Below are 22,421 nucleotides of genomic sequence, written 5' to 3' on the forward strand. Positions count from 1 at the left end.
AAAAAATAAGGTTTAAAATTGGGAGGCTTATATTGCCTCCCATTAATTAACTAGCTGTATTTGCATGGACTTTCTTGCTAGTGTTGTTAGACCACCTGCCACACTTATCTCCCCATCTTGAAATTACCTCATCTCCTTGTATGAACTCTACGACTTCGCATCGATTTGGACAAGCGGTACACTCAAAACCTACTGCTCTATATTTAAAGTCACTTACCTCAAAGCCTTTAAAGAAAGTATATCCTTTTTCTTTTACTGCTTCTTTTGCCAATATTGCTGATCCGATGGCTCCCATTACGCCGTAATGTTCAGGCACATATACTTTCATTCCTAATGCCTTTTCAAAGGCTGCCTTTATTCCTTTATTAGCAGCAACACCACCTTGAAACACTATTGGCTCTTTTATTTCTTTTCCCTTCCCTACATTATTTAGATAATTTCTAACAAGGGCATCACACAAGCCACTTATTATGTCAGGAAGAGCATATCCCATCTGCTGCTTATGAATCATGTCAGATTCCGCAAAAACACTACATCTACCCGCAATTCTGACAGGACTTTTAGATTGCAAAGCTATGTCTCCAAACTGTTCGATGGGAATATTTAACCGGTATGCTTGCTGGTCAAGAAAAGAACCGGTACCTGCTGCACAGACTGTATTCATTGCAAAATCTACTACTACCCCATCTCTTAAAATTATGATCTTTGAGTCTTGTCCCCCTATTTCAATTACCGTTCTGACATCCTTTATTACATTGGAAGCTGCCACGGCATGAGCAGTAATTTCATTTTTGACAATGTCTGCCCCCACCATTAAGCCAGTCAATTGCCTTGCACTTCCTGTGGTGCCTACTCCTTTAATAACCATATCTCCTATTTTATTTTTTATCTCACGAAGAGCATTTTGAACTGCTTTAATAGGTTGGCCCTGTGTCCTTATGTAAACAGAATCTACTACTCTATTATTCTCATCAATTACTGCAATATTTGTACTAACAGAACCTACGTCTATCCCCATGTAACCTTTCATATCTAACCTCCTAATTGTTCATTTATTTTACATTTTTGCCTTTAAAATCATTTTTTATACTCTTGCAATTAACGAATAAATTGCATTAATAAGCAAAAACTACATTCAGAATAAAAGTGGGGGCGAGAAATTATGAAAAAGAATTTGCACATTATTATTTTGGCACTTTCTATCTTTATAAATTTGCTTTTTATTTACATTTTTATCTCAGAAGTAAAACCAAATCTAAATCTCAACCTTTCTTTTATCTTGACAGCAGCAGTAATTGTTGTAACCTACCTACTATTTAAAAATAAATTTTCGGAGCTCATGCCTGTAAACTATAACAATATCACTGAGACAAATGAAGATGCCAGTCATCGAAAAACCAATATCACTTTTAAGGATGTGGCGGGCTTAGATGAAGTGATCGATGAATTAAAAGTTATAATCGACTTTATGACAAATACAGAAAAGTATAACAAAATGGGAGCAAAAATTCCCAAAGGTATATTATTTTACGGACCACCAGGGACAGGAAAAACTCTTTTGGCTACGGCATTAGCTGGTGAAACTAATTCTACTTTTATCAGTGCTTCCGGTTCAGAATTTGTAGAGAAATATGTAGGAGTAGGGGCAAGTCGCATAAGATCTCTTTTCGCAAAAGCAAAAAAAAGCGCTCCCAGTATTATTTTTATAGATGAGATAGATGCTGTAGGAACAAAGAGAAACACTGATAACAATTCAGAAAAAGATCAAACTTTAAATCAACTATTGGTAGAAATGGATGGTTTTAATAGTAACGAAGGAATTATAGTCATAGGAGCAACTAATAGAATTGACATGTTAGATGAGGCCTTACTAAGGCCCGGAAGATTCGATAGAACCATACACATTGGAGCACCTAATATGAAAGCAAGATTGGAAATATTAAAGGTACATACCCGCAATAAACCTCTTGACGAAACTGTATCTTTAAGTGAATTAGCACGAAAAACTCACGGTATGACAGGCGCACATCTGGCTACTATGTGTAACGAAGCAGCAATACTGGCTGTGATGAAAAGTAAAAGTAAAATTGGAAAGGAAGAATTTGAAGAAGCATTAGAACGCGTAATTGCAGGTCTTAAAAAGAAAAATCCTTCTGTATTAGAAAAAGAGCGAACAATTGCTGCGTATCATGAAGCGGGTCATGCTCTAATTGGAAAAATTTTAAACGTAAATACTATAGAAAAAATTTCAATCGTTCCTCGAGGTGAAGCATTAGGATATGTATTAAACTTTCCAAAAGAAGATGCCTTTTTACTAACAAAAACAGAATTAAAAAATAAAATAACCATGCTTTTAGGAGGTAGAGCTTCTGAGGAAATAATATTCAATGAAATCTCAACAGGAGCCGAAAATGACTTAAAAGAAGCTACAAAAATTGCCTATCAGATGGTTTGCAATTATGGAATGAGTGAATTGGGAAACAGGGTTTTTGACTTACACATGTTAAAATCCACAGAAATTGTCGATAAAGAAATTGACAAAATTATAAATAGCTGTTATATACTTGCCAAAAAAATATTGCTGGAAAATAAACATAAAGTTAATGCAATAGCCGAAAAGCTTTTAGAAAAAGAATCAATTACAAAAGAAGAATTAGAAGCATTATGGGAAGAAGAAAATACTTTATGCGTATGACAAAAAAAGCCTATTTAAAAAACAGGCTTTTTTGTCATTTTCACGACCCTATATACTATTCCAAGTATGACTACAAAAGCAAAAAAAGTATTTCTGAAAATTACAAACACAGCATCTTGAAAAAATTCTAAAGGAAACATTTGTATAAGTCTATCTGTTTCGACGTTTAATTGCCATAAATCATTGTCAAAAAATACAATGTGAAAACCAGTAAACCAATTATCAAAATTCAAAGTCACCGCCAGCGCAAAAACCAACAGTAGAATTATTATAAATATTGTCCCTTTTAAAAGATAATCAAAGGCTTTATAAAAGGATTTTGTAAAAAGAAAATATGTAAAAATGAGTATAAAAACTATTATCGATATATTCCTTGTTAAAAAACCCATTTGAAACAGATCTTTTACATCTTTCATATGAGCCAATTCTCTATCATTAAACATTCTCTGTATACTGCCATTAATTTTTGCCATTACATCTAAAGTTTCTTCTTTGTCCATTAAATACTTATGCATTATCTTGGTTACTTTCATAAGTTCATCAATATTCATGCCAGTTACTGACATTACATTATTTTTTTCGTATTCCTCTTTATAAAAATTACCGTTAAAAGCCACATATTGCAAACTAGTAAGAAAAACAGCCAAAAACAGTGAAACCACCATGCCACTACTAAGAAAGGTATGAATAATTTTCCTCACCATTTTTAAATAACATCCTTTGCACCTTTTATAATAGCTTCATAAAAATTTTTTTGGTTTTTTAAATCCTTGTAAAGCTCTATTTTTTTCTTTACTGTATGCATAAAAGATAACTTTCTACTCTGTGAATTGTCAAGCTCAATGGAGTTTTTTATATAATGCAAGACTTCTTTTTCAAAATTCTGAGGCACAGGAATAATTCCCATAAGTCTTCTCAATCTCACTTTTCTATACTCATTTTTCATGTTCCTTGAAATATCTTCAATTAAAGAAATGACATTTTTTATTTCGCCTTTTATCAGAGTCATATCTATAGATTCTTCCTCTATTTGACTATCCTCGAGTACTATTTCACTGGTATCATTTAGCAAGTTTTCATACTCTGAAAGCGTTTCAATGTCTCCTAATATACCCTCATCTATAATTTCCATAATGTCCAGATCAGAATAATCAATTTCTCCTAATAGTAAATTATACCTATACAATTCAAAATACCAATTAGAAATTACATTATCACAAGTTTTGATATTTTTTTCTATTTCTTTGTAATCTAAAGAACTTTTATTTAATTTAACATAAAAATCTATATACTCCCCAATAAAAGGCTCTTTTTTAAATAAAGTTTCAAATTTATTTTCTGACAAAAATACTATCAATAGTCTATTTATAATTTTTAAAACAGAAAAAGAAACCTCTCTTAGACTTTGAACACTTTTTATTAACTCTACACTTTTTCTAAAATACACGTCTATTTCTTCCCGAGTCATCTCTTTAAAATCCAGTGACTGTAAGTATTCAATTTTCTTAGCAATACGAGGGAAAAATTCGCCGTAGCCTTCTATTAATTTTCCATAAAAATTTTCCTCGATATCTATTACATTTTCCAAAAAAGCTTCATAATTTGGATAATCCTTCTCCAATCCCTTTGTTAAATATTCATAAAAGCGTTTTTTAGACATAGCAAAAGGAATGCTGGATATTATTTCTTTTATTCTTTCTTCTTTTTCCTCTTCAACCTCATTTATAAAATTAATGACATTTTCGTAAAATTCTTCCTCATCTATCAATTCTTCAGAAAAGAAATCTCTTATTCTATCACTTACCACTTCGTTAACATATCTCGATTCTACATAATATCCATACAAAACATCTATAGCATTTTCAAAATACTCTTTATATTTTCTAATCGTCTTTTCTATATTTTCCTTCATTTTTTCTTCCATAAGGCTAAAATATTTTGTATTATTTGCTATATTCTTAACAACCTCCAAGATGTTTTGTGTTTCTTTATCCAAATATACCAAAGTATCTGCCACATTCTTTTTCCTAAATAGTACATGATATAAATACACCGTCTCATTAAAAAGCTCTAAAATGTTGATTATTTGTACTATTTCTTTTTGTTTTTTTATTATTCTTTTTAACAACAGAGAAATTTCATTTGGCGTCTTCGGAGTTTTATTGAGTTGTTCCCGCAATTCTCTTACTTCATCTTGTTGCATTGTTACACCTCTCAGTCAATTATCTTTAACATTCGCGACAGGTCTTCTACTAAAGAATACTCTTGTTCTTCTTTAGTTACAGCCAGTTGAGCTACTGTGTTGGCAAGTAAAAAATTTGTTTTTTCTTCTATATTAGTCAAAATTTCTTTTATTTCAAACAAAACATTGTTAAAATCTATCTTCTGTTGTTGAATTTCTACTAGCAATCTATTCACAAAGATTTTTAAATTTTCGGTTTGTCTTTCTTTTGATGAAGCATTTTCAATAATCTTGTTCATTCTTTTTTCAAACTCTAACCCAATTTTTTCTATTCTCTCTTCTAACATTTCTTTTTCCTTTTCTAACTGTGAAATTTTATTTTTATAGCTTAAAATTTCTCCTTCTTGCTCTTTTATTTTTTCAGTAAGCCTTTCTATCTCCATTATATTCTTTTTTTCCTGCAGAATCAATTTTTCCTGTAATTTTTCAATCTCTTTCAATAGTTTTTTGTTGATTTTTACTGACTTATCACTACCCTCTTGCCCATCAATATTTTTTTCTATTTTTTCTTTTTCTCCTTCAATTAGATTTGATAAGTCCTGTAATATTTTTTTATAACTCTCACCTTTGGAAAACAGAAGAGCGGAAAAAACAATTTCTGGCTTATATAAACTCAAAAACTCTGGTACCTTCTCCTCTATTTTTTCAAGAGTCAAAAACTGTATCTGCTTCGCCAAATCTTCGTAAATTTTTTCCCACTCTTTTATAAACATTTCCTCATCTATATTTCCTTTCAAAATCTCTTCTCTGAGAATTGGAATTATCTTTTTAGGTGGAGAAGCACTTTCTATCAATCGAAAACCGGCCAACTTTTTCTGTAAATTAGTATTTTTTTTGAAAGGTTTTATAAGCACATCATAAGGGAGAGTAGATAAAAAAATATCTATATATTTCTTTTCTGTCATATTTTTTAATTCCAACATATTTTCACCTTCTCACATTTTAATGAGCTTGTCTGTTTTTTTATAGTTCTCTTCAACGATTTTTTGCGCTAAATACCTAATCCTAGCACTATTGCTTTCCATTGCATCACTAAATATTTTTTCATCAATTATATTTTTTAATCCTTTCGCATTTTTGCCTAAAATTTTATAAATCAAATACTGTATTTCTTCCTTTGCAGTATTTTTTAATTTTTGTATTAATTCTTGTGCTATTTCCTCGTCAAGATTTGTTTCTATTATTTTTAAAGCGTTTATACAAGCATAACCATCATCATTTTTAATAATATACTTTATCCCTTCCGCAATTTGCCTATTTACGTCACTGTTTTTAAGCCCCCTCAATCTTTTAATTTCTTTTATTGCATTTAACAATTCATCTGCCGGAAAGCCTGGTTTTACAATGTAATAGAATAAATTACTTAGATATTTTAACTCTCCCAACTGAACCAAAGCCGAATAAACATTAATAGCCAAATAATTATTTTCTAAAAACTGTTTTATCAGAGGTTTTGCTTCTAATATTTGCAAATTTGCTAAAGAAGTAATAGCACAAGCCTTTAACTCTAACGATTGATTTTCTTCTTTCAAAATTTCCAACATTATATTTGTACATCTTTCGTCTTTCGTATATCCTAATCCAATCACTATATTCATTTTGTTTTCTATATTAGGGTCATAATAAGCCTTAAGTAAATACTCTGTAGCAATACTTGTCCTCATTTTCCCTAGTGTTATCGCAGCTTTTTGATTATATTTCTCCTCATATAGCAGATCTGCAATATGTTCAACGGCCTTTTCCTTTAAATTCGCTATAACATTAGAATATACAATATTCAAGCTGCTATTTTCATTCTCTAAATATCTTTCTATTATCTGCTTTAGTGCTTCATCTCCCAAGCCAGCAAGCTTTGTTAAAATTTTAAAAGCAAAATGTCTTTCTCTGCTATTAAATCCATTAAGAGAATTAACCATATTCAATATATGAGGAATGCATTTTTTCTCTCCCAATTCTATAAGAGTTTCTGCTGCTATTTCCTTTAAATTATCATTTTCTAAAAGTGTAATTAACTGTTCATAAGCCCTTATTTCTTTTATTTCTCCAAGCGTTTGAAGGACAAGTTTAATTTGTTCTTCCCATTCCCATTCCTGCAAAATAGTGATAAGAGCATCGCGGGCTTCACCGCTGTTATTTGATATATTTTTGAGAATTCTTACCATTCTTTTAAAAACTTCTTCTTGTCTTAAATCCAAAGCCTTTGTACTATATACTATCATCTCAATTGGATTTTGCCCTTCTGATAAAATATTTCTCCCTAATTCAACAATGTCTTTTTCTAAAGAAGCTAGTGCAGATTGGTGAAGAGTAGACAGCAATTGAATTTTTTCTCCAATAAGTTTTGCATTAGTTTCGGTAATATAATATTTAAATAGTTCTCTTTTAAAGTTTTTATCTTTATCTTTCAGCCTTTTTGCTCCCAAATATTCCATTCCATCATCCATCGCCTCTTTTGAAACATCTATAAAAATATTTTTATTCTCCAAAAGCAACTCTTTCCAGTCAATGCTCATAGTTTTCACTCTCCTCGTCAATAGCCACTTGGACTCTTTGTTCCGTAGAAGCTATTACCCATGCGCTCAAAGTCAAAATCCTATTTCTATCAAAACTTACTTTTAGAGAAATAGGCGTTCCGGGTTTTATTAACTCTGAAAAATTTAATTGAAGACTTTTTAAGCGCTTCATCTTTGGGTCCCATATATTTTTCCCTGAAAATATATCCAATCGCATCCCCGTAGCATTAGTTACTCTTAAAATCTTGTCATACTCTCTTTCATAAGGTGCCTTTGTACCTTGTGAAACAATCAAAAAGGGCAAGCCATTCTTTATATCAATGTATATATTGGAAGCCAAAACAGGTTCAATTTTGATATTGTTATTTCCTTTATCCAGTTTTTCGCTTAAATAGTGGTAGATTGCTGCTCCCCTCGCCACCGAAAACATAGGGTGTAAACTTATTAGAGCTTTTTTCATAAATAATTTTTCTATTGTATTTCGCACAGGCTTATAATTGCTCATACCTCCTGTCAAAAGTATATCATCTATATCTTGAATCATAAGCCCCGCTTTTTCCAAAGTATCTAAAATAGGATCTACGACATTATATCCCATGTTTCCTTCTTTAACCAATAAAGGTCTTATACACTCCTCATATTCTTTACTAGATATTTTAAACTTATAAGGTTTCCCTTTTATAAAATTTTCTATAATATTTTCATATATTACTCCTTCCCCACCTGAAATACTAAAAAACTTTCTTGCCTTTTCCATCTCCCAAACCATTCTGTTATATACATGCCTTTTTTCATTTTCATTATCAAATAAATCCCCCATTTCTTTTGAATATTTTTCCAAAAGATAAATGCCCCCCATTAAATCAAAATTTATTCCTCCTACCAGAGTATGGGAAGAGATAGCTATTTCTTCTACAATGAAGTCCTTATCCGTCATTTGGACTTCTAATATCGAGACATCACAAGTGCCTCCTCCCAAATCGAATACCAACATTTTTCTCGGTTGTGAAAAGTCTAAATGTCTTTTGTTTTGTGGCAATTTCTTTTCAGTATTTATAAAATCAAGAAGTGCTGCTGTAGGCTCGGAAATAAAATAAGTATTTTGCTCATCAAATCCTGCCATTTTTGCAGCTTTTCTTGTCGCCCGAATTTGGTCGTGATTAAAAGATGCTGGCACAGTTATAACCGCATTTACTATTTCTTCACCAATTTCCCTCTCCAAACTCTGTTTAGCTTCCTTTAATATTAAAGCTGCCACTTCTTCCGGTGAAAAAAGTTTTTTATCAATTTCCCAAAAATAACCTGGCGTTCCTATATAATTTTTACTGTTATAAATAACTCTTTCTGGTTTCTTAGCTTTCATATACTGTGCTATTTTGCCCACATACTGATTTCCACTTTCATCTACATATAAACAAGAAGGCAATATTTTATCATAAATATATTCATGGTCTTCATTAAACTGTCCAATATCTATGACCCGAGGCAGTAATTCCCCTTCTTGAGATATTTCCAAAATTGATGCAACCGTATTCGTAGTACCCAAATCTATTCCTACATATTTTTTCATAAACTCCCCCCTATTGAAGTTCTATTATTTCTCCTTCTTTTGGTGCAAAAACTTTTATTCCTTCAATTCTTTTTAAAATTGTTTCTATAGTTATTTCACTCTTACTTTCGTATCCCCTGTGAATTACAAAAACAGCAGATGGAGCCATCTTTATAACTGTTTCTAATAGGTCTACCATATTTGCATGATTTAACATTCCAATTTGATAATTTTTTAAACCTTCAATTTCTCTATTATTAGCATCAAGATTCATAATACAGCCCTTTGAGAAATTTTTTATTTCAGAAGCATATATAAAAGATGCACTTCCCTCTTTTACGTCATTTGAACTGGCGATAATCACGCAATTGCCCAGTGTTATTTCCTTTTTTATAAAATCTTTTCTATCAGTGTATAAAGTATTTTCAGCCGCATTTAGTATTCCATTCCCATATATGGGCCCAACAAAATTTTCATATAATTTGCTAAAATATGCTACATCTCCATCTACATAGACATTAAAAGGAATATATGAAAAAGTTTTTCTAAAAAATAATAATAGGTCTTGCCCTTTACCAATAGCATATACAGGCAAAAGTATTCTCTCTTCATCTTTCAATAGTTTTTCTATCGACTTAAGTATCAATTTATCCTGTAAATACTTATTTTGGACACCAAAGTTATTGCCGTAACCATAAGTAGCTTCAGTTATTAAAATATCTACTTTTAAATTGGGAAGAAATCTAAGTCCTTTATTGCTTTCCACATCTTTTAATGTAAAATCACCTGTATAAAAAATTTTTATCCCCTCAATCTCAACATACACAGCTACAGCCCCTAAGACATGCCCCGCAGGAAATAACTTAAGTTTTACTTCTTTATTTTTTATTCTAAAACTACTTTCTTCTTCTGTATCAAAACTTATAATCTGACTGTCAAAATTTATAATCTCCTCTTCTATTTTTATCTCTAATCTTGTATGTCCCCGCAAAAATATTTGCTTCAAAATTTCTTTAGTAGATCTTGACATTATAATCGGAGAGTTTAAACCTTTTCTTAATAATTCCACAATTCCTGCAGAATGGTCTAAATGAGCATGAGTAATAATTACCAAATCAATATCTTTAATATCTACAGGTAAATTTTTTATAGAATTGTAATATAAGGTTTTATCCTTAATCAAAGCTCCCGCATCTAGTAAAATATTTATTCCCTCATAGGATACCAAATAAGAGCTAGCACCAATATTATCCCCGCCCCAACAAAAAAATTTAAAGTTATGGATGGAGTTAAAATTTTTTATGGTTTTATGGTAATATTCATTTATTAACCTTGAATTTTCTGGAAACAAGCGATAAAGTTTAAGATATTGTTTTTCTTCTTCACTAATAAGGCCATATTTTAATTTTAACCGTAATATATATAAGTCTTGAGGATTTAATTTATAAGCTTTATCTAAGAATTGGTGTCCTTTTATTTCACCAATTTCTTCGTATATTTCAGCTATAAGTCCATATATTTTAGGCAGTAACAATTTATCTTCTACTTTTTTCTCCATATAAAGTAATTCTTCCAAAACTTCTAAAATCCTTCTTTTATTTTTAAAAGAAAGTAACAATAAATAAAATTTTATCCATTGGTCTTCCTCAGTATAATTCATTAATGTTTCAAAAAGATTTTTTGTTTTTAAAGATTCTTCTACCAAATCTAAAAGAATCACACTTTTTACAAACAAAGCTAAATTATGTTCATCAATTTCTAATTCGCTTTTTAGCTCAAAAAAATGCTCTTTTGCTTCTTCAGGAATACCAATATAAATTTCAAGTATTATCTGCCACAGCAGCAAATATTCATATAATTTTTTGTCCAATTTTTTTACCAAACTTTTTTGCTGAAAAACATACCAATAAGCATTTACATAATCCTCCTTTTCTATAAATTTTTTCAGGTTGTTATCGTATACATCATAAATATTTAAAAATGACGTATCTCACCACCTCCCTATGTTTCTATTTTAATACCTTTTGAGTAAAAATTCTACACAAAAAATAAGTCTGGATTTTGTCCAGACTAAAAAACTATTACAATTTATTAAGTTTTTTTGCTTCTTCTGCCACTAAAAGAACTTTATCAAAATCACTACCTATAGAAGCCTCTACGCTAGCTGCAATTGCTCCCTCCACTAAAGGTGCATCGGCAATTTTTACTTTCCCTTCATATTCCTCTCCCAGGAGTTCTATTGCCATTTGCGCACTCATTACAGCACTTCCAATATCAACTAGAACTACTATTCCTTCTCCTTTATCTACTTTTTTAATTTCCTCCATTATCTCTGTAGCATCTGTTCCCAATCTGCCATCTTGTGTCCCGCCAGCTATCCCTATGGGAACTTTTCCACCTGTCATTTGGCTTGCAAGTTCATAAATTCCCTCTACTATTTTTCTTGAGTGAGAGACTAATACTATTCCAACCATTTTTTCCTCCACCATCATGATAAATTGACAACATCAGAAAAAGACTTTATCATCAAATATGCTGATGTTGCCCCTGGATCCAAGTGTCCAATGCTTCTTTCTCCTAAGTAACTTGCTCTTCCTTTTCTTGCAGAAATATTCTTAGTGTATTCCATTCCCTCTTTTGCAGCATTAGCTGCTCTATTTAATGCTTCAGGTAATGCAATGTTGTTCTCTAAACTATCTTTTAAAGCTTTATATGCAGGTTCAATAGAATCTATCATAGTCTTGTCTCCTGCTTCGGCTTTTCCTCTTTGTTTGATGCCATCTAAAGCAGCTTCAAAGATTTTAACTATATCCTCTTCAAAAAGTTCATTTTTACCCTGAACTACTTGGCCAGCCCTCATAAAAGCTGTACCATATAAAGGGCCAGAAGCTCCTCCCACCGTTGATACAAGTGTCATTCCTATAGTTTTTAATATTGTCCCTATATCAGTAGTTTCAGGCAATGTGGCCAATTTTTGCTTTACGGCATCAAATCCTCTATCTAAATTTATTCCGTGGTCCGCATCACCAATAGCAGCATCCAACTCTGTAAGGTACTCTTTATTTTGTTTTATAACCTCTACAATTTTGTCCACAATTTTTAGGACATCATTTTTTGTGATAACCATCTTCTACCTCCTAAAAATTTATAATTGTTTGAAAGCAGGTGTATCAGCCTTCGCATCTAACAATGTTTTAAGTTCTTCATCTAATTTTAATAATGTTATAGAAAATCCACTCATTTCAAGAGAGGTCATAAATTCTCCCACGTATGTTTTGTAAACTTTGATCTTCTTACTCTCTAAGATTTTTGCTACTTTCCTGTTCGCAACATAAAGCTCCATTAAAGGAGTTGCACCAAGCCCGTTTATCATAACAGCAACCTCGTCATTTTCTTTATAAGGCAGGTCATTTATTATTTTCTCCATTAAATGTTCTACTATTTCATCTGCAGGTTTTATTTTTTCTCTGTGAGTTCCAGGCTCTCCATGTATTCCTATACCAATCTCCATCTCATCTTCTGCAAGAGTAAAGCTGGGTTTCCCTGCTGCTGGAACAGTACAAGGTGTTAGTGCCATTCCCATTGACCTTACATTTGCAATTACTTTCTCAGCCACTCTTTTTACTTCTTGTAAGCTAGCCCCTTCTTGTGCCTTTGCTCCAGCAATTTTATGAACAAACACAGTTCCAGCAATGCCACGTCTTCCCTGCGTCCAAGTACTATTTTCTACTGCAACATCATCGTTCACTATCACTTCATCTACTTCTATTCCCTCCATCTGTGCCATTTCTCTAGCCATTTCAAAATTCATTACGTCACCTGTGTAATTTTTAATAATCAGTAATACTCCTTTTCCTCCATCCACTGCCTTAATCGCTTCATAAATTTGGTCAGGTGTAGGTGAAGTAAAGACAGCACCAGGGCAAGCCGCATCTAACATTCCATAACCCACATATCCTGCATGAGCAGGCTCATGGCCACTGCCACCACCACTTACAAGTCCAACTTTTCCTTCTACAGGTGCGTCTTTTCTGACAATTACATCTATGTTGTCAAGTTTTCTCAGGTAAGATGGGTGAGCAGCCAGCAAACCTTCTATCATTTCTTTCACCACATCATTAGGATTATTAATCAACTTTTTCATAATTTACCTCCTCCTAAATTTACTTTTGTTATTTTTTAAATGCAATTTACGTGCCATCAAATAAATTGTAGCGAACAGGTAATAAAAAAATAGCCTTCAAAGGCTATTTTGGTAAAAAGTATCAACTATTTATTTCTTTTGGTATTATCTATCAACAAGTCCAAATTTCCTTGCTTTTGCAGCAATAGTTTTATGGGTAAGTCCTAAAATTTTTCCTGCTTTATTAAAGCTTTTATATCTTTGTAGCGCAGCCTTTATTATTTTGTACTCATATTCCTCCATTGTAAGTAGCTCACTATTTTCTCCAAGATAAATAATATCATCATCTGATACATTAGTAGTTTCATTTCGAATATATTGGGGCAAATCTTCATAATCGATGTAATCAGTATCGCTTAATGTTATACACCTTTCAATTATATTTTCTAATTCTCGTATATTCCCAGGCCAATCATAATATATCAATGCTTGCATAGCTTTTTTCGTAACCTTTTTTACACTTTTGTTTAGTTTTTTGTTCAACTTTTCTATAAAATGTTCGACAAGTAGAGGAATATCTCCTCTTCTTTCCCTTAATGGGGGCAAAATTACAGGTATGACATTCAGCCTGTAATATAAGTCTTCCCTAAAAGCTCCATCTCTTATAGCTTTTTCTAAATCTTTATTTGTAGCTGCAATTATCCTCACATCTACTTTTATAGTTTTTATTCCCCCTACTCTTTCAAATTCCTTTTCTTGAATCACTCTCAAAAGCTTTACTTGAATCTCAGGTGGAATATCTCCTATTTCATCAAGAAATATCGTTCCTCCATCTGCCAATTCGAATTTTCCTATCTTTTGAGTTACAGCTCCAGTAAAAGCTCCTCTTTCATGCCCAAAAAGTTCACTCTCCAATAGAGTCACAGGAATAGCCGCACAATTTACCCTTATAAATGGTCTATCCTTTCTCTTACTGGCATAATGTATTGCATTAGCCACCAGCTCTTTCCCCGTTCCACTTTCCCCTCTTATGAGGACCGTTGAATCAGTTTCTGCGGCTTTAGAAGCAATAGTAAGAGCGTCTTTTAATTTTCCACTATTGCCTATTATTATATCAAATGCTTTGTCCAGTTTTCTGTCTCTTTTTAGCTCATTTTCCAAATATTCTATTTGAGGGAAGTCATAAAATACTATAACCGCCCCTTCTATTTTTGTACCTGTATAAATAGGTGTTATATTTGTTAACACCACATTTGTGCCTATTTTTAGTTTTTTATTCATCTCTTCTTTGCCAGTTTTTAACACATCAGCAATTTTTATATCCGACATCACTTCTTGTATTTTTTTCCCTATAGCCTGGTCCATATTAATCCCTGTAATACTTTCAGCTGCTTTGTTAAAAATCATTATTGCCCCATTTTCATCAGTAACTATAAGTCCTGAGCCAATAGAATTAAATATTTTCTCATAGGCTATTGAGGTATTTCTTAAAAGTTCATAAGTAGTTTTTTCTTCCTTTTCTTTCCCTAACTCGTTGTAAAAAAAGCCTTTAAACTCTTTTATAGCATTGTCCACATTTGCTCCTTCTACCACTACTTCTATTTCTTCTCCCCGAGAAGCAAAAAAAGTCACCATTGATAACATACTATTTGCAGGAATCAACCTATTGTCATTTATCTTCCTTAAAAATATGCTTACATTGTTTTGTCTGCTTATGTGACTAACCTTTTGAACAATATGGGCAGCAATCTGAGAATGGATGCTCACAGGAGTTCTTAATATTTCCCTTCTTCCCTCCATTTTATCACCACACAAAAACTTATTTTACATAAAGGTTTCTTGTAGCAATTATGTCAACCCCCGTACCTAAAATGTTCTTCAACACTACATCTCCTATTTTTACAGGAGCTTTAACCTCTACCTTGGCCAATTCAAGCATTATTTCTTGTATCTTTTCTTTTGGAACAGGCTCTTTTGTCCTAACTGATAAGAGTGGAAGATGTCCCCCTATCGTTCTCACACTTGTAGTAATAGTCCTTTTAGGCATAGTAACTTCATTTTTAGCATATTCTAATCCTCTAGAACAAGAATATCCCTTTACGCTTTTTATCTCCCCTCCTTCCATTTCAACTTGTATCCTGCAGCCCAAGGGGCATACTATACATGTAATTTCTTTTAGTTCCATTTTATCCCTCCTCAACTAAAAAGACAATACCTTCTTCAACATTTACATTTTTTAGTATGTCTTTACTTAAATTTACATCAATCATTTCACCAGGGGTTAAGCGCTGCCTTTTTTGTCTTAGTAAATATTTGTCTCCTGACTTTACTGCTAACATAGCATTGTTATAAACGTTAACAGGTCTCATTCTGAATTTTATCCTTTTTTCTATGTTATCTACATTTATCTTTTGCGGAACAACATAACGTATGCCATTACCAGCTTTTACAAAAATATTGCTTTTTCCAAATTCACCTTCTCGAATAAATCGTATTGCTGAATTAGCTGCCAATCTCGCTTCTGCAGTAACATTGTCAACTAAGTCGTGAACTTGAAGGACATTGCCACAAGCAAAAATTCCAGGAACACTTGTTTCTAACATTTCATTTACAATAGGTCCTCCTGTTATAGGGTCTAGCTCTATACCGGCCTTTTGAGAGAGCTCATTTTCAGGAATCAAGCCAACAGAAAGTATTAACGTATCACAACTTATATACTGTGCAGTCTCCATAATTGGCTCTCTATTTTCATCAACTTTGGCAATTGTAACTCCTTCTACCCTGTCTTTGCCGTGAATTTCAATGACAGTATGACTTAAAAGAAGAGGAATATTAAAGTCCTCTAAACACTGAACGATGTTTCTTGTAAGTCCACTAGAGTAAGGCATGAGTTCTACAACTGCTTTGACTTTTGCTCCTTCTAATGTAAGCCTTCTCGCCATAATAAGCCCAACATCACCAGAACCTAATATCACTATTTCTTTCCCTGGAAGATATCCTTCCATATTTACATACCTCTGAGCAGTACCTGCTGTGAGAATACCTGCTGGGCGAGTGCCAGGTATCATAATAGCACCTCTCGGCCTTTCCCTGCATCCCATAGCTAAAATTATAGCTCCAGCTTTTATTGTGAACACACCTTCCTTAGAATTAACAGCTTTTACAATTCTATCAGGAGTTATTTCCAAAACCATAGTTTCCAACATTACATTTATGTCATATTCTTCTACTTTATCAATGAATCTTTGTGCATATTCTGGTCCTGTCAATTCTTCTTTAAATTCCTGAAGTCCAAATCCATTGTGTATGCACTGCTCTAAAATACCCCCAAGATATTTATCTCTTTCAATTATGACTATATTTTTTACACCCTTTTCATAGGCTTCTACAGCAGCACCCAAGCCTGCAGGGCCACCACCTATTATGACTATATCATAGTTAAGCATTCTCATACACCTCTTTCTTTAAAACCTCCGATGCTTTTTCTAATAAAAATTTTTTTGTCTCTGCAGTTAGTATGTTCGAATTTCTTCCATGCTTTGTAACATCAAGAGGAGAAATATTAAGTTCTCTTGCTAATATTTCAACAACTCTCGGCCCACAAAAACTTCCCTGGCATCTTCCCATCCCAGCTCTTACACGCCTTTTAACACCATCTAAAGATTTTGCACCTACAGGTCTTCTTATCGCATCTATTATCTCTCCTTCTGTCACTGTCTCACATCTGCATATTATTCTTCCATAAGCAGGATTTTCTTTTATAAGCTTGTTTCTTTCCTCGTCTGAAAGTTCAGTAAATCTTATGACTGGTCTTCTTTTTGGGTTAAAATCTACTTTTTCAATCAACTGAAGTCCAGCATCTTTAAGTATATCCCTTATCATTTCAGCGATAGCAGGAGCCGCAGTAAAACCAGGAGATTCTATTCCAGCAGCATTTATAAATCCTTTCACATCAGATTCTCCAATTATAAAGTCTTTGTCTTCTGTATCAGGAGTCGCTCTAAGTCCTGTAAACTGAGTGATAGTCTTTCTGACATCAAATTTATCCACACTTCTTTTTGCAACTGTAATTGCTTTATTGAGCCCTTCTCTGGTAGTTGCTTTAAATTCTTTATCTTGTATGTCTTCTGAAGTAGGTCCTATCAATAGATTTCCATCAACTGTAGGAGAAACTAGTATTCCTTTACCCATTTTAGTTGGAACCTGGAATATTACTGTCCTTGCAAGATATCCTTGGTCTTTATCTAATATCAGATATTCTCCTTTTCTAGGATGCACAGAAAATGGTTTCGCACCTACCATATTATTTATGACATCTGAATAAAGTCCTGCAGCATTGACAACATATTTACTGTAAAATTCTTCTTTGTGAGTTTTTACTATAAAGAAGTCCCCATTTTTTTTGATATCAATTACTTCTGAATTAAAAACAAATTCTGCTCCATTTTGCGCAGCATTTTCTGCCACAGCAATAGTATATCCATAAGGACATATTATTCCTGCTGTTTTTGCATACAAAGCTGCAACTACAGTGTCATTTATATGTGGTTCTATCTCTTTGACCATATCTTTTGTAATGAGAGACAACCCTTTGACACCATTTTTTATTCCTCTATCAAACAACTCATATAGCTCTTTTACCTCTTCTTCAGAAAAAGCTGCCACTAAAGAACCAGTTCGCTTTATTGGAACGTCTAAATCTTTGCACAGAACATCGTACATTTCGTTTCCTCGCACATTTAATTTAGCTTTTAAACTACCAGGTACAGGGTCATAACCCGCATGTAGTATTGCACTATTAGCTTTAGAAGCTCCTTCTGAAGCCACATCTTCACCTTTTTCTACAACTAATATTTTTAATTTGTATTTTGAAAGTTCTCTTGCAATTGAACATCCAACCACTCCAGCACCTATTATCAAAACATCGTACATTTCTTTCATAGTCATAAAACCTCCTTAAAAGATAAAAAACCATATATAACCGACCCTGTCGGCTATATATGGTTCTCCAAATCTCCACCATACTCATATTTATTTTTTCTTCTCTTTAATAAATATATTCTACAAACATTTTAAAATTCCTGCTACTTTTTATCAATTTTTTATTTTATTCTTCAGCCCATTTCATGGCCCTTTCTACAGCCTTTTTCCCACCTTTATACAATTTTTCCCTCTTTTCATTATCCATACCTGGTTCAAAATGCTTATCAACATTCCAATTTTTCTCTATTTCTTCTTTGTTGTTCCAAAATCCTACTGCCAATCCCGCAAGATAAGAAGCGCCAAGAGCAGTAGTTTCAATTACTTGTGGTCTGTCAACTGGAACACCTAAAATGTCAGATTGGAATTGCATCAAGAAGTTATTAGCACTTGCTCCACCGTCAACTTTTAAAGCTTGTAATTTGATTCCTGAATCCTCTTGCATAGCCTCTAATACATCTCTTGTTTGATAAGCAATAGACTCCAGTGTTGCCCTTATTATATGCTCTCTCTTTGCGCCTCTTGTAAGTCCTACAATCGTGCCCCTTGCATACATATCCCAATAAGGTGCTCCAAGTCCTACAAAAGCAGGAACAACATATACACCGTTTGTGTCTTCAACTTTCAGCGCATATTCTTCACTTTGCGGTGAATTGTCAATTATTCTAAGTTCGTCTCTCAACCACTGTATCGCAGCACCTGCTATAAATATACTACCCTCTAAAGCATATTCTACTTTCCCATCAATTCCCCAAGCAATTGTAGTGAGAAGTCCAGTATTGGAAGGTACAGCCTTTTCACCAGTATTCAAGAGCATAAAGCAGCCTGTTCCATAAGTGTTCTTTGCCATTCCAGGTTTAAAACAGGCTTGACCAAACAAAGCTGCTTGCTGGTCTCCCGCATCTCCCGCAATAGGTATCTCTACTCCAAATATACTTTTATCAGTATAGCCATATACATAACTGGAAGGTTTGACTTCTGGAAGCATTTGCTCTGGTATGTTAAGTTCAGTTAATATCTCTTTATCCCATTTAAGTTCATGTATGTTAAAAATCATCGTCCTTGACGCATTAGAATAGTCGGTTACGTGTACCTTACCACTTGTCAAATTCCAAATAAGCCATGTATCAATATTTCCAAAAAGCAATTCTCCTTTTTCTGCTTTTTCTCTTGCTCCTTCAACATTATCCAAAATCCATTTTACTTTAGTTCCTGAAAAATATGCATCTACTACAAGTCCTGTCTTTTCTCTAATTTTCTTGTCAAAACCCTTGTTTTTTAGCTCATCGCATATAGGAGCTGTTCTTCTACATTGCCACACTATTGCATTGTAAATAGGTTTTCCTGTATTTTTATCCCACACCACAGTTGTCTCTCTCTGATTTGTAATACCAATAGCTGCAATATCTCCCGGATCAATACCTGCTTTTTCTATCACTCCTTTGGCAACCTCTATTTGGGATTCCCATATTTCCATTGGATCGTGTTCTACCCAACCTGGCTTAGGATAAATTTGCTTAAACTCCTTGTTTAACGAAGCAATAATTTTACCGCTATGGTCAAAAATTATTGCACGGGAACTTGTTGTCCCTTGGTCGAAAGCCATAATGTACTTTGCCATCTTTTTTCCCCCTTACAATTTTTATAATATCATATCGGCGAGAGATAAATTCTCGCCGATTTAAACTCTTTAAACTTTTGTATTAGTGTATACTCATAATAAGTTGGTAAACTACAGCTCCAAGTATTCCTCCAACTATCGGCCCAAATATTGGAACTATTAAACCATATCCCCAATCAGAATCTCCTTTCCCTGGGATAGGAAGAATAGCATGAGCAATCCTTGGCCCAAAGTCTCTTGCTGGATTAATTGCATAGCCTGTAGGTCCACCTAAGCTTAAACCTATTGCCCAAATAAGTAAACCAATTACAAGCGGTCCTAATCCCCCAACTAATTGATTGTTGCCATTTGTTATACCCAGTATTCCTATTAAAAGCATGGCAGTACCAAATGCCTCAGTCATAAAATTCTTCCCCAAATTTCTTATAGCAGGTATTGTAGAGAAAGTCGCCAATTTAAGAGTTGAATCGTCAGTTGCTGCATAATGATCCATGTACATCAAATAAACAATTATAGCTCCCACAAAAGCTCCTAAAACTTGTGCAATAATATATCCCGGTACTAGACTCCATGGGAATTTCCCTATAACTGCTAACCCAATTGTCACAGCCGGATTTATGTGAGCACCACTTATCCATCCGACTACATAAACAGCTACCATTACTGCAAATCCCCATCCAGCGGTGATTACAATCCAGCCGCTGCTTTGCCCTTTAGATTTGTTTAAGACAACGTTTGCAACCACGCCATCACCTAACCAAATAAGTATCATAGTACCAAAAAATTCAGCAACATATTTTGCAAGGTCACTCATAAAATATCCCTCCATAATTCCAAAATTTAAATTAGTATATTTTTAAATAAATATGCCGTATTTCTAGCCTATCACCCCTCTCATTCTATAAACCACAGATTTTTTTCACTTGTTGATACGGCAATAGCGCCAGCTTTAAGTGCATTTATAACTTCATCTTTTGTCTTGACTAATCCTCCAGCAATAACAGGCTGACGCAATTCAAATGAAATTTCTTTTATTACTAGGGGCATTATACCAGGAAGTATTTCTATTGAATCTGCTTCTATTTGTTTTGCTGAAGAAAGTCCTGTTTTTAACGCCTGTGAATCTAAAATGAAAAGCCTCTGGATGCAAAAAAAACCAAATTGTTTAGCGTGTATCAAAATATTATTGCGAGTAGAGATTATACCATGGGGCTTTATTTTTTCAGCCAAATATTCTACTGCTTTGTTGTCTTTTCCTAAACCTTCAAGCAAATCAAAATGCACAAAAACAATTTTATCATGTCTTTTGACCTCTTGAACTATTTCAGAAATGTTCATTATGTCACCAGTAAGTAAAAATATCACCTGTGCATTTGAAGAAAGAGCCGTATTTAAATCTTTTGCCTCTCGCACTGCAGCTATTATTGGGAAGTCTCTCATTGCATCCAGAATCTTTTCTCTCATTTTTATACCCCCACTTTTTTTCTTATGCAAGTAATATGCCAAAAAACTCTTCAGTAAAATGAGTAAAAAAAAATAACTATTGGTATAAAATATCAAACGTTATTTTTTATCATGATAATTAGTACCAAAATGTTATTTAATTAACATTCCCCTTGCATCTTGATTTTTTATTGCCATAAAAAATCCTATAGCCGAAATTCCCAAGTAAACATAATAAGTAAAAAATCTCCACATGCCTACAAAAATTCCCAATTTGCTGGGAGCAAGTATATTTGAAAAAATTGTTGCAAAACCTATTTCTACTACACCAGAACCACTTGGAATAAAACTATACGCCAAAATGTCATAAAATATGAGTTGCCTTCCAATCACTGCCAGTAAATCAAAAGGTATATTCATAGCTAATAATAAAACCGGAGCAATACTGTAAAAAAGTAACCAATAAGCAACTGCATAAAACAATTGAGAAAAAAATAGTTTATAACTGGAAGGTCCTATAAAAAGGTCATTAAAATTTTTATGATAAAGTATGATTTCTTCTTTTATTTTTTCAAAATACTTTTCCAGTTTAGGATTTCCAAAAAACGAGATATTGCTTATTTTATTAACAATCCCAATAACAAAGCGGGGTTTTAGTATGATATAAATTAATATAAATAACAAAAACACCAAAAATATACTTACTAACACTGCAAAATAAGAAAGAACAGTTCCTAATTCTATTTGATTCCTAAAGAAAATAAGGAGGATAGGAGGTACAGTCCCAAAAAAAATCCCTGAGAACAAAAGCTTGGCAATAAAAATCATTAAGCTTTTATTTGGTGAAACTCCTTTTTTACTAAGTAAATATACAATGAGAGGTAAAGCTCCTGAACCAAAAGGTGTTATGTAGCTTATAAAAAAAGTCGCAAGGTTAAATTTAAAAAGATAATCAAAAGGCAAATTTTCTCCTAATTCTTTCAATAAATCTCTTATTCGCAAAGTATCCACTATCAAGCTTAATATTATCAACCCGAAAATTATTCCAAGGTAAAAAAGAGGTATGTGAAAAGCCATTTCAATTTCTTTAACGCCTGTAATTTTTAACAAAACTAAAATTGAACCAATGCTTAAAAGTAATGCAAAAGCCATCATATATAAATTTTTCTTCTCAAGAATTGTCTCCAAAATAATTCCCCCAATTTTGCCTTTGCGATGTAGGTTTTTCTATATCGCAAAGGCTTTATTTTACATT

General features: G+C 33.0%; 19 protein-coding genes. 1 reads left to right on the top strand and 18 read right to left on the bottom strand.

The genetic code is table 11. The annotated features are described in order from the left end of the window. Positions 1 to 46: 46 nt before the first annotated feature. Positions 47 to 1,030, bottom strand: a complete 984-nt coding sequence (locus tag THYS13_RS06100; RefSeq protein WP_042833603.1) for an acyl-CoA dehydratase activase — start codon at positions 1,028 to 1,030, stop codon at positions 47 to 49. Positions 1,031 to 1,162: 132 nt separating this feature from the next. Between THYS13_RS06100 and THYS13_RS06105 the strand changes: the two genes are divergently transcribed. After that, the gene (locus THYS13_RS06105) at positions 1,163 to 2,695 is read left to right on the top strand and encodes an ATP-dependent metallopeptidase FtsH/Yme1/Tma family protein (protein WP_042833604.1); all 1,533 of its coding nucleotides are present in this window, start codon (positions 1,163 to 1,165) and stop codon (positions 2,693 to 2,695) included. 14 nt (positions 2,696 to 2,709) lie between these two features. Here the strand turns inward: THYS13_RS06105 and THYS13_RS06110 are convergent, their stop codons facing one another. From THYS13_RS06110 to THYS13_RS06190, 17 genes are all read right to left on the bottom strand, one after another. After that, positions 2,710 to 3,399 (bottom strand): TIGR01906 family membrane protein, encoded by a 690-nt coding sequence (locus THYS13_RS06110; protein WP_042833605.1) that lies wholly within the window; start codon positions 3,397 to 3,399, stop codon positions 2,710 to 2,712. Between the two features lie 2 nt (positions 3,400 to 3,401). After that, positions 3,402 to 4,898 (bottom strand): hypothetical protein, encoded by a 1,497-nt coding sequence (locus THYS13_RS06115; protein ID WP_042833606.1) that lies wholly within the window; start codon positions 4,896 to 4,898, stop codon positions 3,402 to 3,404. 11 nt (positions 4,899 to 4,909) lie between these two features. Continuing rightward, on the bottom strand, positions 4,910 to 5,860 hold the full coding sequence (locus THYS13_RS06120; RefSeq protein WP_042833607.1) for a hypothetical protein: 951 nt from the start codon (positions 5,858 to 5,860) through the stop codon (positions 4,910 to 4,912). A gap of 12 nt (positions 5,861 to 5,872) precedes the next feature. After that, complete coding sequence (locus THYS13_RS06125; RefSeq protein WP_042833608.1) at positions 5,873 to 7,450, bottom strand: HEAT repeat domain-containing protein; 1,578 nt, start codon at positions 7,448 to 7,450, stop codon at positions 5,873 to 5,875. Beyond that, complete coding sequence (locus THYS13_RS06130; protein ID WP_042833609.1) at positions 7,440 to 9,020, bottom strand: Hsp70 family protein; 1,581 nt, start codon at positions 9,018 to 9,020, stop codon at positions 7,440 to 7,442. The genes THYS13_RS06125 and THYS13_RS06130 overlap by 11 nt, the downstream gene beginning before the upstream one ends. A gap of 10 nt (positions 9,021 to 9,030) precedes the next feature. Then, entirely contained in the window at positions 9,031 to 10,881 is a 1,851-nt protein-coding gene (locus THYS13_RS06135; RefSeq protein ID WP_042833610.1) for an MBL fold metallo-hydrolase, read from the bottom strand. Positions 10,882 to 11,080: 199 nt separating this feature from the next. Continuing rightward, positions 11,081 to 11,473 (bottom strand): dihydroxyacetone kinase phosphoryl donor subunit DhaM, encoded by a 393-nt coding sequence (gene dhaM / locus THYS13_RS06140; protein WP_042833611.1) that lies wholly within the window; start codon positions 11,471 to 11,473, stop codon positions 11,081 to 11,083. A 14-nt stretch (positions 11,474 to 11,487) separates the two neighbouring features. After that, complete coding sequence (gene dhaL, locus THYS13_RS06145; protein WP_042833612.1) at positions 11,488 to 12,126, bottom strand: dihydroxyacetone kinase subunit DhaL; 639 nt, start codon at positions 12,124 to 12,126, stop codon at positions 11,488 to 11,490. Between the two features lie 18 nt (positions 12,127 to 12,144). Continuing rightward, positions 12,145 to 13,143, bottom strand: coding sequence for a dihydroxyacetone kinase subunit DhaK (dhaK, locus tag THYS13_RS06150; RefSeq protein WP_042833613.1), 999 nt, complete (start codon positions 13,141 to 13,143; stop codon positions 12,145 to 12,147). Positions 13,144 to 13,287: 144 nt separating this feature from the next. After that, positions 13,288 to 14,922, bottom strand: a complete 1,635-nt coding sequence (locus THYS13_RS06155) for a sigma 54-interacting transcriptional regulator (protein WP_042833614.1) — start codon at positions 14,920 to 14,922, stop codon at positions 13,288 to 13,290. Positions 14,923 to 14,941: 19 nt separating this feature from the next. Continuing rightward, positions 14,942 to 15,307 carry a DUF1667 domain-containing protein gene (locus tag THYS13_RS06160; RefSeq protein WP_042833615.1) on the bottom strand — a complete coding sequence of 122 codons (366 nt, stop codon included), beginning with the start codon at positions 15,305 to 15,307 and terminating at the stop codon, positions 14,942 to 14,944. A gap of 1 nt (position 15,308) precedes the next feature. Continuing rightward, the gene (locus tag THYS13_RS06165) at positions 15,309 to 16,568 is read right to left on the bottom strand and encodes an NAD(P)/FAD-dependent oxidoreductase (protein WP_042833616.1); all 1,260 of its coding nucleotides are present in this window, start codon (positions 16,566 to 16,568) and stop codon (positions 15,309 to 15,311) included. Continuing rightward, positions 16,561 to 18,063 (bottom strand): NAD(P)/FAD-dependent oxidoreductase, encoded by a 1,503-nt coding sequence (locus THYS13_RS06170; RefSeq protein WP_042833617.1) that lies wholly within the window; start codon positions 18,061 to 18,063, stop codon positions 16,561 to 16,563. Before THYS13_RS06170 ends, THYS13_RS06165 begins: the two co-directional genes overlap by 8 nt. Before the next feature lie 166 nt (positions 18,064 to 18,229). Beyond that, complete coding sequence (glpK, locus tag THYS13_RS06175; protein WP_042833618.1) at positions 18,230 to 19,723, bottom strand: glycerol kinase GlpK; 1,494 nt, start codon at positions 19,721 to 19,723, stop codon at positions 18,230 to 18,232. An 82-nt stretch (positions 19,724 to 19,805) separates the two neighbouring features. Then, positions 19,806 to 20,537, bottom strand: coding sequence for an MIP/aquaporin family protein (locus THYS13_RS06180; RefSeq protein WP_042833619.1), 732 nt, complete (start codon positions 20,535 to 20,537; stop codon positions 19,806 to 19,808). Positions 20,538 to 20,617: 80 nt separating this feature from the next. Beyond that, entirely contained in the window at positions 20,618 to 21,187 is a 570-nt protein-coding gene (locus THYS13_RS06185; RefSeq protein WP_042833620.1) for a glycerol-3-phosphate responsive antiterminator, read from the bottom strand. A 132-nt stretch (positions 21,188 to 21,319) separates the two neighbouring features. After that, the gene (locus tag THYS13_RS06190; protein WP_082990376.1) at positions 21,320 to 22,354 is read right to left on the bottom strand and encodes a lysylphosphatidylglycerol synthase transmembrane domain-containing protein; all 1,035 of its coding nucleotides are present in this window, start codon (positions 22,352 to 22,354) and stop codon (positions 21,320 to 21,322) included. Between the last annotated feature and the right edge of the window lie 67 nt (positions 22,355 to 22,421).

This window comes from Thermoanaerobacter sp. YS13, assembly GCF_000806225.2.
In the GTDB taxonomy this organism is placed as follows: Bacteria; Bacillota; Thermoanaerobacteria; order Thermoanaerobacterales; family Thermoanaerobacteraceae; genus Thermoanaerobacter; species Thermoanaerobacter uzonensis.

What these genes read in the sequence shown, in the direction of transcription:
- THYS13_RS06100 (WP_042833603.1), bottom strand. Translation starts at nt 1,030, where the DNA reads ATGAAAGGTTACATGGGGATAGACGTAGGTTCTGTTAGTACAAATATT.
- THYS13_RS06105 (WP_042833604.1), top strand. Translation starts at nt 1,163, where the DNA reads ATGAAAAAGAATTTGCACATTATTATTTTGGCACTTTCTATCTTTATA.
- THYS13_RS06110 (WP_042833605.1), bottom strand. Translation starts at nt 3,399, where the DNA reads ATGGTGAGGAAAATTATTCATACCTTTCTTAGTAGTGGCATGGTGGTT.
- THYS13_RS06115 (WP_042833606.1), bottom strand. Translation starts at nt 4,898, where the DNA reads ATGCAACAAGATGAAGTAAGAGAATTGCGGGAACAACTCAATAAAACT.
- THYS13_RS06120 (WP_042833607.1), bottom strand. Translation starts at nt 5,860, where the DNA reads ATGTTGGAATTAAAAAATATGACAGAAAAGAAATATATAGATATTTTT.
- THYS13_RS06125 (WP_042833608.1), bottom strand. Translation starts at nt 7,450, where the DNA reads ATGAGCATTGACTGGAAAGAGTTGCTTTTGGAGAATAAAAATATTTTT.
- THYS13_RS06130 (WP_042833609.1), bottom strand. Translation starts at nt 9,020, where the DNA reads ATGAAAAAATATGTAGGAATAGATTTGGGTACTACGAATACGGTTGCA.
- dhaM (WP_042833611.1), bottom strand. Translation starts at nt 11,473, where the DNA reads ATGGTTGGAATAGTATTAGTCTCTCACTCAAGAAAAATAGTAGAGGGA.
- dhaL (WP_042833612.1), bottom strand. Translation starts at nt 12,126, where the DNA reads ATGGTTATCACAAAAAATGATGTCCTAAAAATTGTGGACAAAATTGTA.
- dhaK (WP_042833613.1), bottom strand. Translation starts at nt 13,143, where the DNA reads ATGAAAAAGTTGATTAATAATCCTAATGATGTGGTGAAAGAAATGATA.
- THYS13_RS06155 (WP_042833614.1), bottom strand. Translation starts at nt 14,922, where the DNA reads ATGGAGGGAAGAAGGGAAATATTAAGAACTCCTGTGAGCATCCATTCT.
- THYS13_RS06160 (WP_042833615.1), bottom strand. Translation starts at nt 15,307, where the DNA reads ATGGAACTAAAAGAAATTACATGTATAGTATGCCCCTTGGGCTGCAGG.
- THYS13_RS06165 (WP_042833616.1), bottom strand. Translation starts at nt 16,568, where the DNA reads ATGCTTAACTATGATATAGTCATAATAGGTGGTGGCCCTGCAGGCTTG.
- THYS13_RS06170 (WP_042833617.1), bottom strand. Translation starts at nt 18,063, where the DNA reads ATGAAAGAAATGTACGATGTTTTGATAATAGGTGCTGGAGTGGTTGGA.
- glpK (WP_042833618.1), bottom strand. Translation starts at nt 19,723, where the DNA reads ATGGCAAAGTACATTATGGCTTTCGACCAAGGGACAACAAGTTCCCGT.
- THYS13_RS06180 (WP_042833619.1), bottom strand. Translation starts at nt 20,537, where the DNA reads ATGAGTGACCTTGCAAAATATGTTGCTGAATTTTTTGGTACTATGATA.
- THYS13_RS06185 (WP_042833620.1), bottom strand. Translation starts at nt 21,187, where the DNA reads ATGAGAGAAAAGATTCTGGATGCAATGAGAGACTTCCCAATAATAGCT.